The 15,570-nt window shown below is 66.1% G+C and carries 15 protein-coding genes; 6 read left to right on the top strand and 9 right to left on the bottom strand.

What is annotated here, in order from left to right; genetic code table 11:
* Positions 1 to 57 precede the first annotated feature (57 nt).
* Positions 58 to 984, bottom strand: a complete 927-nt coding sequence (locus FLO80_RS23175) for an SRPBCC domain-containing protein (protein WP_246156602.1) — start codon at positions 982 to 984, stop codon at positions 58 to 60.
* Positions 985 to 1,186: 202 nt separating this feature from the next.
* Between FLO80_RS23175 and FLO80_RS07270 the strand changes: the two genes are divergently transcribed.
* Entirely contained in the window at positions 1,187 to 1,750 is a 564-nt protein-coding gene (locus FLO80_RS07270; RefSeq protein WP_111365122.1) for a MarR family winged helix-turn-helix transcriptional regulator, read from the top strand.
* 117 nt (positions 1,751 to 1,867) lie between these two features.
* Here FLO80_RS07270 and FLO80_RS07265 read toward each other — a convergent pair whose 3' ends face one another.
* From FLO80_RS07265 to FLO80_RS07245, 5 genes are all read right to left on the bottom strand, one after another.
* The gene (locus FLO80_RS07265; RefSeq protein WP_111365119.1) at positions 1,868 to 2,437 is read right to left on the bottom strand and encodes a sarcosine oxidase subunit gamma; all 570 of its coding nucleotides are present in this window, start codon (positions 2,435 to 2,437) and stop codon (positions 1,868 to 1,870) included.
* Positions 2,430 to 5,447 carry a sarcosine oxidase subunit alpha family protein gene (locus FLO80_RS07260; protein ID WP_111365116.1) on the bottom strand — a complete coding sequence of 1,006 codons (3,018 nt, stop codon included), beginning with the start codon at positions 5,445 to 5,447 and terminating at the stop codon, positions 2,430 to 2,432. Before FLO80_RS07260 ends, FLO80_RS07265 begins: the two co-directional genes overlap by 8 nt.
* Positions 5,444 to 5,773 carry a sarcosine oxidase subunit delta gene (locus FLO80_RS07255; RefSeq protein WP_111365113.1) on the bottom strand — a complete coding sequence of 110 codons (330 nt, stop codon included), beginning with the start codon at positions 5,771 to 5,773 and terminating at the stop codon, positions 5,444 to 5,446. The genes FLO80_RS07260 and FLO80_RS07255 overlap by 4 nt, the downstream gene beginning before the upstream one ends.
* 153 nt (positions 5,774 to 5,926) lie before the next feature.
* A complete protein-coding gene (locus tag FLO80_RS07250; RefSeq protein WP_111365110.1) occupies positions 5,927 to 6,154 on the bottom strand; it encodes a hypothetical protein in 228 nt (75 codons plus the stop codon).
* 249 nt (positions 6,155 to 6,403) lie between these two features.
* Complete coding sequence (locus FLO80_RS07245) at positions 6,404 to 7,648, bottom strand: sarcosine oxidase subunit beta family protein (protein ID WP_111365107.1); 1,245 nt, start codon at positions 7,646 to 7,648, stop codon at positions 6,404 to 6,406.
* Between the two features lie 186 nt (positions 7,649 to 7,834).
* Between FLO80_RS07245 and ccmI the strand changes: the two genes are divergently transcribed.
* The 3 genes from ccmI to FLO80_RS07230 are packed head-to-tail and all read left to right on the top strand — an operon-like array spanning position 7,835 to position 10,095.
* Positions 7,835 to 9,394 carry a c-type cytochrome biogenesis protein CcmI gene (ccmI, locus tag FLO80_RS07240; protein ID WP_111365104.1) on the top strand — a complete coding sequence of 520 codons (1,560 nt, stop codon included), beginning with the start codon at positions 7,835 to 7,837 and terminating at the stop codon, positions 9,392 to 9,394.
* Positions 9,391 to 9,858: a Holliday junction resolvase RuvX gene (gene ruvX / locus FLO80_RS07235; protein WP_111365101.1), complete on the top strand. Its 468-nt coding sequence runs from the start codon at positions 9,391 to 9,393 to the stop codon at positions 9,856 to 9,858. Before ccmI ends, ruvX begins: the two co-directional genes overlap by 4 nt.
* Before the next feature lie 3 nt (positions 9,859 to 9,861).
* Positions 9,862 to 10,095: a DUF1289 domain-containing protein gene (locus tag FLO80_RS07230; RefSeq protein WP_111365098.1), complete on the top strand. Its 234-nt coding sequence runs from the start codon at positions 9,862 to 9,864 to the stop codon at positions 10,093 to 10,095.
* Positions 10,096 to 10,396: 301 nt separating this feature from the next.
* On the opposite strand, the gene FLO80_RS07225 is transcribed toward FLO80_RS07230, so the two are convergent.
* The 3 genes from FLO80_RS07225 to tkt form a co-directional block, all read right to left on the bottom strand.
* Entirely contained in the window at positions 10,397 to 11,215 is an 819-nt protein-coding gene (locus FLO80_RS07225) for a sulfite exporter TauE/SafE family protein (RefSeq protein WP_188078245.1), read from the bottom strand.
* A 91-nt stretch (positions 11,216 to 11,306) separates the two neighbouring features.
* Complete coding sequence (dusA, locus tag FLO80_RS07220) at positions 11,307 to 12,302, bottom strand: tRNA dihydrouridine(20/20a) synthase DusA (protein ID WP_111365092.1); 996 nt, start codon at positions 12,300 to 12,302, stop codon at positions 11,307 to 11,309.
* Between the two features lie 67 nt (positions 12,303 to 12,369).
* Positions 12,370 to 14,385 carry a transketolase gene (gene tkt, locus FLO80_RS07215; RefSeq protein WP_111365694.1) on the bottom strand — a complete coding sequence of 672 codons (2,016 nt, stop codon included), beginning with the start codon at positions 14,383 to 14,385 and terminating at the stop codon, positions 12,370 to 12,372.
* 280 nt (positions 14,386 to 14,665) lie between these two features.
* Here tkt and FLO80_RS07210 point away from each other — a divergent pair, with 280 nt between their 5' ends.
* Complete coding sequence (locus FLO80_RS07210) at positions 14,666 to 15,169, top strand: hypothetical protein (RefSeq protein WP_111365692.1); 504 nt, start codon at positions 14,666 to 14,668, stop codon at positions 15,167 to 15,169.
* On the top strand, positions 15,169 to 15,570 hold the full coding sequence (locus FLO80_RS07205) for a cell division protein ZapA (protein ID WP_111365089.1): 402 nt from the start codon (positions 15,169 to 15,171) through the stop codon (positions 15,568 to 15,570). The genes FLO80_RS07210 and FLO80_RS07205 overlap by 1 nt, the downstream gene beginning before the upstream one ends.

Raw genomic sequence — 15,570 nt, 5'->3', positions numbered from 1 at the left:
GTTCTTCGTTGCACCCGACGGCCCGCGGCGATGCGTGGCACCGGGCCCGGGGCGGTTTTAGCCGGGGTCCGAGGCAAGCGATTTCGCCACCTCTTCAAGCTGATCCACCGCCGCGTTCCAGCCCGGCTCCCAGCCCATGTCCCGGTGGCTTTCGAGCGTTTCGGCATTGGCGTGGCGCGCGCTCCAGACAAGCTGCGTGCCGCCATCCGGCGCGTCTTCCAGCAGGACCACCGCGGTCATGAACGGTTCCGGCGCGGGCACGAACCCTTCGGTGAAGAAGTCGGTGAAGACGAGGCGGCGCATCGGCTCCACCTCGAGCCAGATCCCCTTGCTGTCGATGCGCTCGCCCTCGGGGCCCGCCATGACCGTGTTCATGCGCCCGCCCGGTCGCAGGTCGAAATCGGCCTCCGCGACGAACCACGGCTTGGGGCAGAACCATTGCTTGAGCAGGTCCGTTTCGCTCCAGCACCGCCAGACAGCGGCGCGCGGGGCGTCGATGACACGCCGCAGCGTCAGGTGGTGCGCGACCTCGACCAGCGGCTCGCTGGCCGCGGATTGCATGTCGCCGGGTTGCAGAACCGCCCAGCGCACGCCGAACGGATCTTCGAGCATGCCCCAGTCGTCGCCCCAGAACTGTCGCTCATAGGGCACGAGGGCGGTGCAGCCCGCCGCGACCGCGCGATCCCACCACATGCGCCCGTCGTCGACGACAAGCTGCATGTGAGCGCGGTTCAGCGGTTTGGACTCGGCCCCGTCTTCGCCCCCGTGGTCGGTCATCATCAGCGCGCCGCCATTGATCCCCACCTGGGCATGCATCAGCCGGGTGGGGTCGTCGGGGTTGGGCATGCGTCCGAGATCCGTCGCGCCAAAGGCCGTTGCATAGAAATCCGCCGCCTCGTTGGCGCGGCCATCAAAACCGATATAGGGGATCACGCCGCGCATCTCGGAGGCGGTCGGCCGCGCGGGGGTTTCTGCTTTGCTCATGTCAGGATTCCTTTGGATTGTAGGGGGGGTGTTCGGGGGGGGGCGGCGCCGGCATCGCCTTCTGGCGTAGCGCGGCTGCAACTGTCGGTTGCAAGAGGCGGATCGTGCATGGCCACACCCATGTGAATCACTGTTTCGCCTTGCTTAGCAAAAACAAATTGCATATACAAGTTTAACTCAGACGATAGGACAGGCTCCGCTTATGAACGAAACGACAGAGGAAACGACAGACCACCTCGATGTTGCGCGGATCATGGCCGCCGAATGCCTGTGTTTTCGCGCCCGGCGCGCCGCGCGGGCGATCACGCGGGCCTATGACACGGCGCTGCGCCCCACCGGGCTTCAGGCCACGCAGGTCACGATGATGAACGTGATCGCGCTGGGGCCGGAGGGGGCACAGCCGATGGGGCGGCTGTCCGAGATCCTCGCGATCGACCTCTCGACGCTCAGCCGCAACCTGCGCGCGCTGGAAAAGGCGGGTCTGGTCGGGATCGGGCGCAGCGACACGGACCGGCGGGTGCGGGTCGCGCGGCTGACCGAGGCTGGCAAGGCGCGCCTGTCCGATGCGCTGCCCCTATGGAAGAAGGCGCATGGCGAGATCGTCGCCACGCTTGGCGATGAGACGGCGGCGGCCCTCCATGCGGTGCTTGATGCCACGACGCTTGCGATGGCAGCGGCGGGGCAGGGGCAGGCCGGAGAGGATCAGGCCAAACAAGATCAGGCCAAACCAGATCAGGCCGGCGATGTTACCGACAGGGCAAAGTGACGATCAGGCATAGCCGGGGCGCGTGTTTCCAATCAAACACGATACGCTCTAACATGGTGGTGTGGACCGGCTCGCCGAGATGATCTTCCCGGCAAAGACGCACTGTCCCACGCCCACTCACGCGTAAAGCCCGACCTCGCCCCCCTCGGACGCGGCGGTCTTCAGCAGGTCAAAGACATATTGCGCGACCGAGCGGAAACAGACCACGCGGAACGCATCCTCGCCGGTCATCCAGACGGCCGCCGGCACCTGCGCCATGCGCGAGCGGCGGATCTGGCCCGGGCCGAAGGCGTCGGCGCTGAAATCCACCGGCATCAGCTTGCCCAGCACCTCGCGCGCATACGCACCCCGAATATCGAACACGACCCGCGCATCCGACACGTCCGCCGCCAGCGCGTGACGTTCGCCCAGCCTGGCATCGAGCGTCGCAACCGCCGCCGCCGTCTCGCCATGCGGCACCATCACCAGAAGCTCGTCGGGCGACATCCACGCCGCGCCCTTCTCGCCCGCCAGCGCCACCTCGCGCGGGCCGGGCAGGGCGCATCCCGTCACGTCGTGCAGCGCACTCGCCAGCGCCTTGTCGCCCAGGTCGCCGCGCAGCGTGATCATCCCTTGCAGCCCGGCTTCCTCGATCACCGCGATCCCGTCGAAGAGGGCTCCGGGCAGGGCAGTTTTCGCCTCAGACATTCTGTTTCTCCCCGTCCTTGTCAAAGAAAACCGGGTCCACGATCCGCGCGCGATAGGTCTTGCCATCGGTGCCCGGGAACTCGATCTCCTCGCCCATCCGGTCCGGCCCGTGCAGGACCAGCCCCATGGCGATGCCGCGGCCCAGTGTCGGGCTGAAATAGGTCGAGGTGACGCGCCCCTGCATGTTGCGCTGACCGTTGGCATTCACCCCCTCGGCCACCGCGTAGGCGCCATCGGGAATGACCGAGCCATCGACGGTTTCCAGCCCGACGAGCTTCCAGCGGTTGGGATCGCTCATGTGGCTGCGCGCCTGCGCCCGCTTGCCGAGGTAATCCTCTTTCTTCTTCGAGATCGCCCAGTGAAGGCCCAGATCCTGCGGGATGACCGTGCCGTCGGTCTCGTCCCCGATCATGATGAAGCCCTTCTCGGCGCGCATCACGTGCAGCGCCTCGGTGCCATAGGGGGTCACGCCATACTCGTTTCCGGCCGCCAACACCCTGTCCCAAAGGGCGCGCCCCTGGCTGGCGGGCACGGCGATTTCATAGCTCAACTCGCCCGAGAATGAAATGCGGTAAACCCGCGCGCCGATCTCGCCGAAGGCAACATCCTTCCACGCCATGAAGGGGAACCCATCACGGCTCAGATCGTCCTCGGTCAGTTTCTCCAGAACCTTGCGCGCATTCGGCCCGACCACGCCGATCTGGGCGTATTGCTCGGTCACGTTGGCGACGTAGACCTGCCAGTCCCACCATTCGGTCTGAAGCCATTCCTCCATATGGGCATGGATACGCTCGGCGCCGCCCGTGGTGGTGTGGCAGAGGAAGGTCGTATCGTCGATCCGCGCCACCACGCCATCGTCGATCAGGAACCCGTTCTCGCTGCACATCAGCCCGTAACGGCAGCGCCCCGGTTTGAGCGTGCTCATCATGTTGGTGTAAAGCATGTCGAGGAAGGCCCCCGCATCCGGCCCCTTCACCACCAGCTTGCCCAGCGTCGAGGCATCGAGAAGCCCGAGGCTTTCGCGCGTCGCCTTGATCTCGCGAGTGACCGCGTCGCCATGGCTTTCGCCCGGCTTGGGATAGCAATAGGGCCGCCGCCACTGGCCCACTGGCTCCCAATGGGCGCCCTGTTCCTCGTGCCAGTCATGCATCGGTGTGCGGCGCAGCGGCTGGAAAATCTCGCCGCGCGCCTCACCGGCGATCGCACCCATGGAAATCGGCGTATAGGGCGGGCGGAATGTGGTCGTCCCGGTCTGCGGAATGGGCCGGCCCAGCGTATCGGAAAGGATCGCCAAGCCGTTGATATTGCTCAACTTGCCCTGATCCGTCGCCATCCCCAGCGTGGTGTAACGCTTGGTGTGTTCGACAGATTCATAGCCCTCGCGCGCGGCCAGTTGCACGTCGCTCACCTTGACGTCGTTCTGGTAATCCAGCCACGCCTTCATGCGCAGCTTGATCCCCGCGCCCTGCGGCATCAGCCAGACCGGCTCCATCGGTGCCTCGGGCACCTCCGTGACCTCCGGCGTGGCGGATTTGCGCTTGGTGGTTTTCAGCCCCAGGTCCGTGGCCGCGCGCCGCCCCGCGGCCTGTGCATCGGCCAGCCCCGCGCCCAGCGACAATGCGCCATTGGCGGCCCCCGCCGGGATCACGAAGCCCGCGCCGTCCGCGCCGAGCGGCGGCTTTTTCCCGTCGGGGCGGAAATGCGCCTGGGCCTCGTCCCAGACGAGCTTGCCGCCGCAATGCGACCACAGGTGCACCACCGGCGACCAGCCGCCCGACATCGCCACCACGTCACAGGCGATCTTCTCGAGCGTCGCGCCTTCGCCCGCCTGCGCACAGATCGCCACGCCCTCGACGCGCTTGCCGCCCAGCACCTTGGCCACGCCCATGCCGGTCTCGATGCGTATGCCCAGTGTCCGGGCCTCTTCGGCCAGCGCCCCGGCGCCGCCGAGCCGCGCATCGAGGATCACCGGCACCGCAAGCCCGGCCTGCCGCACCGCAATGGCGGTGCGGTAAGCATCGTCATTGTTGGTCACGACCACCACCCGGTCGCCGGGGCTGACCCCGTAATCGACGATGTAGTCGCGCACCGCGCTCGCCAGCATCACCCCGGGCACGTCATTGCCTGCAAAGCTGAGCGGCCGTTCGATGGCCCCCGTCGCCGTCACGATCCGCCCGGCGCGGATGCGCCAGAGCCGATGGCGCGGCCCGGGCACATCCGGGCAATGGTCGCGCAGCCGCTCATACCCGAGCAGGTAGCCATGATCATAGACACCGGCCCCCATCATGCGGCTGCGGCGGGTCACGTTCTCCATCGCGTCGAGCGCGGCCAGCGTGTCGGCCACGAAATCCGCCACCGGCTTGCCGTCCACATCGCCGCCATCGACCACGGCGCGCCCGCCCCAATCGGCGGTCTGCTCCATCAGCAGCACCTTTGCGCCGGCCGCACCGGCCGCTTTCGCCGCCTGAAGCCCGGCCACGCCGCCGCCGATCACCACGACGTCGAAGAAGGCATGGAAATGCTCGTAGCGGTCGGTGTCGCGCTCCTTCGGGGCCTTGCCCAGACCCGCCGATTGCCGCACGATCGGCTCATAGACATGTTTCCACGCGAAACGCGGGAACATGAAGGTCTTGTAATAGAACCCGGCCGGAAAGAACCGCGCGAGGCGATTGTTGATCGCGCCCACGTCGAATTCGAGGCTCGGCCAATGGTTCTGGCTCGTCACGCTCAGCCCGTCGAAAAGCTCGGTCGTGGTGGCGCGCTGGTTCGGTTCGAACCGCCCGCCTTCGCCCATGTTGAAGAGCGCGTTGGGTTCCTCGGCCCCCGACGCCACGATCCCGCGCGGGCGGTGATACTTGAAGCTGCGCCCCACCATCACCTGGTCATTGGCCAGAAGCGCCGAGGCCAGCGTGTCGCCTTCGAACCCCTTGAGCCGCTTGCCGTTGAAGCGGAATTCCACGGGTTTCGTGCGGTCGATCCGCCGACCACCAAATGCCAGACGCGTGCTCATGCGAATTCCCTCCAGCGCCAGCCCGGCCGCTTGGCCGTGATCGCATCCTTGATGTCTTGCGGTGGCTCGGTGGTCTGGGCCGAATAGCTGCCGAACACTTCGAGCGTCTGGGTGCAGCGCGCCACGTGGAACCACTTGCCGCAGCCATTCACATGCCGCCAGCGTTCGAAATGCACGCCGCGCGGGTTCTCCTTGGCAAAGAGGTAGTCGTGAAACGCCTCGTCGGACGAACCCGGCCCGAACCGCCTGATATGCGCCTCGCCGCCGCCGTGAAATTCCGTCTCTTCGCCTTTGACCCCGCAACAGGGGCATTCAAGGATCAGCATGGGACACTCCTTTCCCGATCAGGCGACGAAACGGCCATTCGGTCCGCCCCGGCCTTGACGCCGGAACGAAACGGATGGCCAGACATGCCCCCGGACATGCCAAGGGCGGACGCCACGCGGCGCCCGCCCTTCATCGGCAGATTTACACGAGAGTCACTCGGCGGGTTGCGCCGGCATTGCCGTTCCTTCGTCGGGTGCCACGGCCGGTGCGTTGGCCGTGCCGCCCGCATCGGTGCCATCACCCTGCCCACCGAACGTGCTGGCAAGCACGAGCAGGCCAAGCAGAACGAGAAGTATAACGGCCAATGCCCCCGCGCCGCCGCCGCCAGTCCCGGTTCGGGTTGGCGTTCGGATATTGGTTTCATAGTCAAAATGCGACATGGTTCATCCTCCTCTCCGGAATGAACCAAAGGTGGGACCGTTTCGGCCACAAAGGAAGAATGAGCGGAAATCCCCGGTCGTTTTGCGCCGATTCCTGCGGGTTTTGCCCCGTGCGCTCGGCCATTGCCTGCCGATCTGGCGGTGCCACGGCAATTTCCAAGGATCAGCATGTCATGGCTCCCTGATCATGTTCACACGCGCCGGATTGGCCCGGATTGCGCCCCGGAACTCCCGGGAAACCCCACCGCATCAATGCGCCACCCCCGCCGCCACGCTTTCGTCCACGAACCGGCCCTCGCGGAAGCGGTTGAGCCCGAAATCCTCGCAAAGCGGCGAATGCCCCTTGGCCACCAGTTCCGCAAAGCCCCAGCCCGAGCCCGGGGTCGCCTTGAACCCGCCGGTGCCCCAGCCGCAGTTGAAAAAGACGTTTTCGACCGGCGTTTTGCTGAGGATCGGCGAGCGATCCCCGGTCATGTCCACGATGCCGCCCCATTGCCGCAGCATCTTGAGCCGTGAAACCATCGGGAAGGTCTCGACCAGCGCGCGCACGGTTTCCTCGATGTGATGGAAACTGCCCCGCTGGGTATAGTTGTTATAGCCGTCCGCGCCGCCGCCGATCACCATCTCGCCCTTGTCGGACTGGCTCAGGTAGCCATGCACCGTGTTGGCCATCACCACGATATCCATGCAGGGCTTGATCGGCTCGCTGACCAGCGCCTGAAGCGCCACCGATTCAATCGGCAGCCGGAATCCTGCCATCTCGGCCAGCGTGCCGGAATGCCCCGCCACCACCACGCCCAGCTTGTCGCAGTCGATCGCGCCTTTCGTGGTGTCCACGCCGACGATCTTGCCGCCATCCTTGCGAATGCCGATGACCTCGCATTGCTGAATGATGTCCATGCCCATGTCGCTGCATGCCCGCGCATAGCCCCAGGCCACCGCGTCATGCCGACCCGTGCCGCCGCGCGCCTGCCAGAGCCCGCCCAGCACCGGATAGCGCGGCCCGTCGAGCGAGATGATCGGCACCAGCTCCTTCACCCGCTCGGGGCCGACGAACTCGGTCTCGACGCCCTGCAACGCGTTGGCATGGGCCGTGCGCTGATAGCCGCGCACCTCATGCTCGGTCTGCGCCAGCATCAGAACGCCGCGCGGGCTGAACATCACGTTGTAATTGAGATCCTGGCTCATCGTCTCGTAGAGCGAGCGCGATTTCTCATAGATCGCCGCCGACGGGTCTTGCAGGTAATTCGAGCGGATGATCGTGGTGTTGCGCCCGGTGTTGCCACCCCCGAGCCAGCCTTTCTCGATGATCGCCACGTTGGTGATCCCGAAATTGCGGCCCAAGTAGAATGCCGTGGCAAGCCCGTGCCCGCCCGCACCCACGATGATGACGTCGTATTTTGTCTTCGGCTCGGGCGACCGCCAGGCGCGGGCCCATCCCTCGTGATACCGCGCGGCTTCCCGCGCCACGGCAAAGGCTGAATAACGTCTCATGCGCCCCGATTCCCAATGCGATGACCCTGCGCATCCTAGTGCAACGTCGCAGGTCTCGCCCCGCGTTTGCATCCGTCACAATGACATCCGAATGCGACATCGGGTATCCGTGCGGCCATTTGCCCTTTCGCCCAAAGGCGCGCAGCATTACATGCAAGGGGAATGAGGATCTAACCGGGGCTCGCAATGGTATTCTGGATCACCGCCGCCGCACTTGCTTTTGCCATCGCGCTGGTATTCGCCGCGACGCTCCTGCGTGCCAAGTCCCAAGAGGAGCACCCCGCCGCCTATGACCTGCGCATCTATCGCGATCAGCTCAAGGAGGTCGAGCGCGACCTCGCCCGTGGCCTGATCGACGAACGCGACGCCGAGCGCGTGCGCACCGAGGTCGGCCGCCGTGTCCTGCAGGCCGATGCAAGGCTGCGCGAGGCCAGCACCGGCAGCGCCCAACCCCGCGCCGCCACGATCGCGCTCGCCGGCATCGTGCTCGTCGCCACGGTCGGTGGTTCGCTGGCGCTTTACCCGGTGCTCGGCAAACCCGGCGCGCGCGACCTGCCGCTGTCGCAACGCATCGCGCTTTCGAACGAGATGCGCGCCACGCGGCCAAGCCAGGCCGAGCGCCTCGCCAAACTGCCCGCCGCCCCGCTCAACACGCCTGACGAGGAGCGCTTTGCCGACCTGATAGGCAAGCTGCGCGAAACCGTGGCCGCGCGCCCCGATGACCTTGAGGGGCAGATGCTGCTGGCCCGCAACGAGGCGGCGCTTGGCAATTACGCCGCCGCCGCCGGGGCACAGGCCGCCGTGGTGCGCCTGCGCGGCGCGGGGGCGAGCGCGGATGATCACGTTCTTCTGGCCGATCTCATGATCACCGCCGCCCAGGGCTATGTCTCGCCCGAGGCCGAGGCGGAACTGCGCCGCGCCCTCGAAAAGGAACCCGCCAACCCGGTTGCGCGCTATTACACCGGCCAGATGCTGTTGCAGAACGACCGCCCCGACATGGCCTTTCGCATCTGGGACGGTCTCTTGCGCGAGGGCCCCGAGAACGCGCCATGGATCGCCCCGATCCGCCGCCAGATCGACGATATCGCCTGGCGGGCCGGGGTGCGCGACTATGCCCAGCCCGATCCCGCGGCCCCCGCCGGCCCCAGCGCCGAGGCCATCGCCAATGCCGCCGACCTGTCCGAGGACGAGCGCCGCGACCTGATCCAGAACATGGTCAACGAGCTTAATGACAAGCTCGCCCTCGAAGGCGGCACGCCCGAGGAATGGTCGCGCCTGATCGGCGCACTGGGCGTGCTGGGCAACACCGATCACGCCCGCGCCATCTGGAAAGAGGCACAGCTCATCTTTGCCGATCAGCCGCAGATGCTCGCCACCGTGCGCGAGGGCGCGGTGCGCGCGGGGCTCTTGCAAACCGGCCCCGAAACGCCCGAATTGCCACAGCCCGGCCAAGGCGACACCGCGCTTTCCGGCCCCAGCGCCGAAGACATGGAAAACGCCGCGCAGATGTCGCAAGAGGACCGCGCGGCGATGATCCGCACCATGGTCGACACCCTTTCGGAGCGCCTCGCCGATCAGGGTGGCAGCGCGCAGGAATGGGCGCGGCTCATCACCTCGCAGGCGATCCTTGGTGAGCGGGAGGCGGCGCAATCGGCCCTTGACGCCGCACTGGCCGCGCATGGCGACGACCGCACCGCCCGCACCACGATCGAGGCCGCCGCGCGCTCGGCCGGGCTGACCGAATGATCCTTGATGCGACCGAAGATTTCGCCGCCGCCCTGCCGCCGCGTCGCGCGCTGGCCGGGTTAGACTTGGGCGAACGCACCATTGGCGTCGCGGTCTCGGACGGGATGCGCTCGGTCGCAACGCCGCTCGAAACCATCCGGCGCAAGAAATTCACCGCCGATGCCGAGGCGCTTCTTGCCATCCTCACCGCCCGCGACATCGCCGGTATCGTGCTCGGCCTGCCGCGCAACATGGACGGCTCCGAAGGTCCGCGCTGCCAATCGACCCGCGCCTTTGCCCGCAACCTTTCGCGGCGCACCGAGTTGCCGATCACCTTCTGGGATGAACGGCTCTCGACCGTCGCCGCCGAAAAGGCGCTGCTCGAGGCGGATACGACACGCAAACGTCGCGCCGAGGTGATCGACCACGTCGCCGCCTCCTATATCCTTCAGGGGCTGCTGGACCGGATCAGGCATATCGGGTGAGACATGAAAAGCGATGACATCTGGAAACGCGACGAGGTCGAAAGCCCCTGCATCAAGGTCTGTGTCTTCCACCCCGAGGCGCAGATCTGCACCGGCTGTCACCGCACCCTCGACGAGATCGCCCGCTGGTCGCGGATGAGCGCGGACCAGCGCCGCGCGGTGATGAACGAGCTGCCCGACCGCGCCAGCCTCCTGCGCAAACGCCGTGGTGGCCGCAGCGCACGGTTGAAGCGGTAGGGGGTCGCGGCAGATCGGATAGATGCTGCCCGGGCTGCAAGCAGCCCGGACGGGAGAATCCCGTCACCTCAGGAATAACCAAAACTTCAACACCTGACCGCACGCCCCGCGAACGTTTGACCGCGCCGCCTGACCCCGTTTTCCCCGGCAGCCGGGCAACAGCCGCGCGGCAGCCGGATGTCACCCCCCCGATTCGCTCCGAAATCGCGAAGGTTAACGCGTCTCGCGTCTGATCGGGAAAACCCGGGGCGGGCAGGCGAGATTCCGTTCCGATGCGACATGCCTTAAGCGCAGGGCCGCCTCACCACCCCAGCGCCTTGCGCAGCATGTTGAGCGCCACCAGCGTCAGGAACACCGCGAACGCCCGCTTGAGCGGTTTGGGGTCCATCGCATGCGCGAGCTTCACCCCCCAAGGCGCTGTTATCATTGTCATAACGATGACAATGCCAAAGGCCACGAGGTTCACCGCGCCGATGGTGAAAGGCGGCGCATCCGCGACCTTGAGGAACAGGAAACCGATCACCGACGGCACCGCGATGATCACCCCGAACCCCGCCGCCGTCGCCACCGCCCGGTGAATCGGCGTGGCATAAAGGCTCATCAACGGCACCCCGAAACTGCCGCCCCCGATCCCCATCAGGACCGACAGGAAACCCACCAGAGGAGAGAGCGCCAAGCGTTTGATTCCCTTGGGCATTTCCTCACCCAGCCGCCAATGCACCCGACCCAGCCCGAGATAGGCCCCGACCACGAGGGCAAGCACACCGAACACCCCTTGAAGCGTGCTCGACCGCAGGCTCGCCGCCGTCAGCATCCCCAGCACCGCACCGACGACAATGCCCAGCGCCCAGCCCCGCAGGATGTCCCAATCCACCGCGCCCTTCTTGTTGTGACTGTGCACCGAACGCAGCGAGGTGACGATGATCGTCGCCAGCGAGGTGGCGAGGCAGACCTGCATCAATTGCGGCCCGTCATATCCAAGTGTCTGGAAGGTATAGAAAAAAGCAGGAACCAGGACGATGCCACCACCAACCCCGAGCAGCCCGGCCAGCACCCCGGCAAAGCCGCCGATCACGATCAGCAGGATCAACATCTGCACCAAAAGCATCGTATCGGGTATCATGCGGCTCTCCCTGTTTGCCGAACCGGTCTACACCGTCGCCGGGTGAAGGAAAAGCTGGCAATGTCGAGTGACGGACTTTGCTTCAAGATCAAGCGGATAGCGCACTATCTTCAACCGCCCCCAAGGCGTCTTCGAGCAGCGAAACACCCGCATCCGGCCGCACCGCCCCCTCCGACAGGATGCGCCGCCACTGCCGCGCCCCGGGGCGCCCGTGAAACAGCCCCAGCATGTGCCGCGTCACCTGATGGAGTCGCCCGCCCGCCGCGAGATGCTCGCGGATATAGGGTAACATGGCGAGGGCCACGTCTTTTGGGCCCCGGTTCGGGTTTGCCAGCCCGAAAACACGTTCATCCGCCCGCCCCAGAACATCCCACGGCCGGTGATAGGCGGCCCGCCCGACCATGACGCCGTTAAACCCTTTTTCAAGCATTTCAACGGCTTGGTCCAGGGTTTCAATCCCGCCATTGAGCGAGATATGCAGGTTGGGAAAGAGCATTTTCATGCGCTGGACAAGGTCGTAATCGAGCGGCGGGATGTCCCGGTTCTCCTTCGGGCTGAGCCCCCTGAGCCACGCCTTGCGCGCATGGATCGTCACCCGCTCCACCCCCGCCGCAACCACCTGGGCGAGGAATTCCGGCAGCACTTCCTCGGGGTTCTGGTCATCGACCCCGATCCGGCATTTCACCGTCACCGGCACATCCACCTCCGCGATCATCGCCGCGCAACATTTTTTGACCAAGGCCGGATTTTTCATGAGAACCGCCCCGAACGTGCCCGATTGCACCCGGTCACTTGGGCAACCACAGTTAAGGTTGATCTCATCAAACCCCGCCTCACCCCCCACCCGCGCCGCCCGCGCCAACTCGGCCGGATCAGCGCCTCCCAGCTGCAGGGTAACCGGATTTTCCGCGGGGTTGCGGTCAAGCAGATGCAGCGCCCCGCCACGCACCAAGGCCGGCGCCGTCACCATTTCGGTATAGAGCAGCGCCTGCGTCGACAACTGGCGATGGAAATACCGGCAATGCCTGTCGGTCCAGTCCATCATGGGCGCGCAGGACAGTCTAGCGTTTTGATCTAGCGGCATTTCTCGTGTTTCTCGAACCTTTCGTATCCCCGGCCATCGGCATGGCGCGCCGATGGCCGGGCCCTGGTCAAAGCAGTGATTTGACCTTGTCGGCTACGGCTTCGGCCGTGATGCCGAATTTCTCGTAGAGCACATCGGCGGGGGCGGAGGCGCCGAAGCCTTCCATGCCCACGAAGCCCGATTTCGCCTCGCGACCGCGTTCGCCGCAAAGCCAGCGGTCCCAGCCGGTGCGCACCGCCGCCTCGACGCCGACGCGGACCGGGCCAGCGGGCAGTACCTTGCGACGGTAGCTTTCGTCCTGCTCCGCGAACAGCTCCCAGCAGGGCATGGAAACGACGCGGGTGCCGATGCCTTCTTCCTGCAAGAGGTCGCGGGCGGCGAGCGCGATGGAAACCTCGGAGCCGGTGGCGAGGATGATCGCGCGGCGCTTGCCGGTGGCCTCGGCCAGCACATAGGCGCCTTGGGCGGTGAGATTCCTCGTCTTGTGCTCGGTGCGCACCGTGGGCAGGCCCTGGCGGGTGAGCGAGAGCACCGAAGGTGTGGATTTCGACGACAGCGCCAGTTCCCATGCCTCGGCGGTCTCAACGGTGTCGGCGGGACGGAAGACCATCGTGTTTGGCGTGGCGCGCGAGATCGCCAGATGCTCGACCGGTTGGTGGGTGGGGCCGTCCTCGCCAAGCCCGATGCTGTCATGGGTCATCACGAACACGGTGGGAATGCCCATCAGCGCGGCCAGTCGCATCGCCGGGCGGGCGTAGTCGGTGAAGGCCATGAAGGTGCCGCCATAGGGGCGGACGCCGCCATGCAGCGCCATGCCGTTCATCGCGGCGGCCATGCCATGTTCGCGGATGCCCCAATAGATGTAGCGGCCCTTGCGGTTGTCGGTATCGAATACGCCCAGATCGCCGGTTTTCGTGTTGTTCGAGCCGGTGAGGTCGGCCGAACCGCCGACGGTTTCGGGCAGCACCGGGTTGACCACTTCAAGCACCATTTCCGAGCTTTTGCGGGTGGCCACTTTCGGTGCCTCGTCGGCAATCTGCTTTTTCAGCGCGCGGATGCGCGAGGCCAGGGGTTTGGGCATGTCACGCGCGAAGATGCGGGCGAATTCGGCCTGTCGACGCTCGGATTGGGCGTCAAGCCGGGCCTGCCATTCGGCGCGGGTGGTGGCGCCGCGGCTGCCGACCTCTTCCCACCATGACTTGATCTCGGCGGGGATATCGAACGGGCCGGTGGTCCAGCCATAGGCGGCCTTGGCATCCTGCAACTGGCCCTGGTCGGTCAGCGCGCCGTGGCCCTTGGACGTATCCTGAGCTGCGTGGCCTAGCGCGATATGGGTCTTGCAGGCGATCATCGAGGGCAGGGGGCTGGCCTTGGCGGCGGTAATGGCCGCGTCGATGGCATCGGGGTCGTGGCCGTCGATTTCCTGCACGTGCCAGCCGGCGGCGCGGAAACGGGTCATCTGGTCGGTGCGGTCGGAGAGGCCGACCTCGCCGTCGATGGTGATGTTGTTGTTGTCCCAGAAGACGATGAGGCGACCAAGCTGATGCCGCCCGGCGAGGCCGATGGCCTCGTGGCTGACGCCTTCCATCAGGCAGCCGTCACCGGCGATGACATAGGTGTGGTGATCCATCAGCGCCTTGCCATAGCGGGCGCGCAGGATCTCCTCGGCCATGGCAAACCCCACGGCGTTGGAAATGCCCTGACCGAGCGGGCCGGTGGTGGTTTCGATGCCCGGTGCATGGCCGTACTCGGGATGGCCCGCGGTGATCGCGCCCCATTGGCGGAAATTGCGGAGTTGGTCGAGCGTCATCTCGGGGTAGCCGGTGAGATGCAGAAGCGAATAAAGCAGCATCGAGCCATGTCCGGCCGAGAGGATGAAACGGTCGCGATCCGGCCAGTCGGGGGCGGCGGCATCGAATTTGAGGTGCCGGGAATAGAGCACCGTGGCGACATCGGCCATGCCCATTGGCATGCCGGAATGGCCGGAATTGGCGGCGGCGACGGCATCGAGCGTCAGCGTGCGGATGGCGGCGGCACGCATCCAGTGATCGGGGTGAGCGGCACGGAGGGCAGCGATATCCAAGGGGCGGGTTCCTTTGGTTGACATGCGATTGACGGCGTTTCCGGGCAAATGCCGGGCGACTCGGGCATTCTCTTACCAGTCTGCGGGGGCGGGGCAAATGCGCGAAATACGCTTTGTGCCGCGCAAGGTCGTGCCGGGACCGGGGGCAGAGCCCTTTCCTGGTTTGGAAACAAGGCGAAAGGCTTTACTCTTGATGCAATTCGGCGCGATGCGGATGATTCGCACGGGGCTGCACCGTGGCCCGGTCAAGCCGGAAAGACGGGGATCGAGAGGGCAGGATATGAGCCAGGATATCGTGGAACTGGAGCGGCGCATCACCGCGGCGCTGGACAGGATCGGGCAGGGGCTGGCCGATCTGGGCCCGCAGGCCGAGGTCGGGGCAGAGGCGGCTGACGGTGCGGAGGTCGAGGCGTTGAAGGCGGCGCTCGAGGACGAGAAGCTTGCCGCCGCGCAACTTGAAGAGCGGATCAAGACATTGCATGCCCGGCAGGATGGCAAGCTGGCCAAGATGACGGCCAGGGTCGAAGAGCAGGCCGCGGAGATGACAAAGCTTGACGGCGAGTTGCAGCGGCTGCGCGCGGCAAACGACCAATTGCGTGCCTCGAACGTGGCGCTGCGCGAGGCCAACGAGCAGGGCGTGGGGGATGCGCATCTGATCAACAAGGCGATGCAGGCCGAACTGGAGGGGTTGCGCGCTGCGCGGGCGGCTGATGTGACCGAGGCCGGGACGATCCTTTCGGCGATGGCGCCGTTGCTGAAGGACGATGAAGGGGAGGAGGCCTGATGCCTGAGGTGGAAATCATGATCGGGGGGCGGGCCTTCGAAGTGGCCTGTCAGGAAGGCGAGGAGCATTATCTTCGTGCCGCCGCGGCAATGCTCGATGCCGAGGCCAGCGTTCTGACCGAGCAGATCGGGCGGCTTCCCGAAGCGCGGATGCTGCTGATGGCGGGGCTGATGCTGGCCGACAAGACGGCGGGCGTCGAGGACAAGCTCAAGGTGATGCAAGGCCAGGTGCAAGAGCTGGAGGCTGAGCTGGAGCGGTTGAGAAACACGCCCGCGCCCGAACCCGAGCGCGTCGAGGTGCCGATGGTGCCCGAAAGCGTGACCGAGACCATGGCGGAACTGGCCGCGCGGGCCGAGGCACTGGCGGCGGAGGTCGAGGAGAAGCTGGGCGCGGAGGGCTAG

Source organism: Aquicoccus porphyridii (assembly GCF_008369105.1).
Classification (GTDB): domain Bacteria; phylum Pseudomonadota; class Alphaproteobacteria; order Rhodobacterales; family Rhodobacteraceae; genus Aquicoccus; species Aquicoccus porphyridii.
The sequence above is the reverse complement of the archived record's forward strand: the minus strand, read 5'-3'. Positions and strand labels throughout refer to the sequence as shown.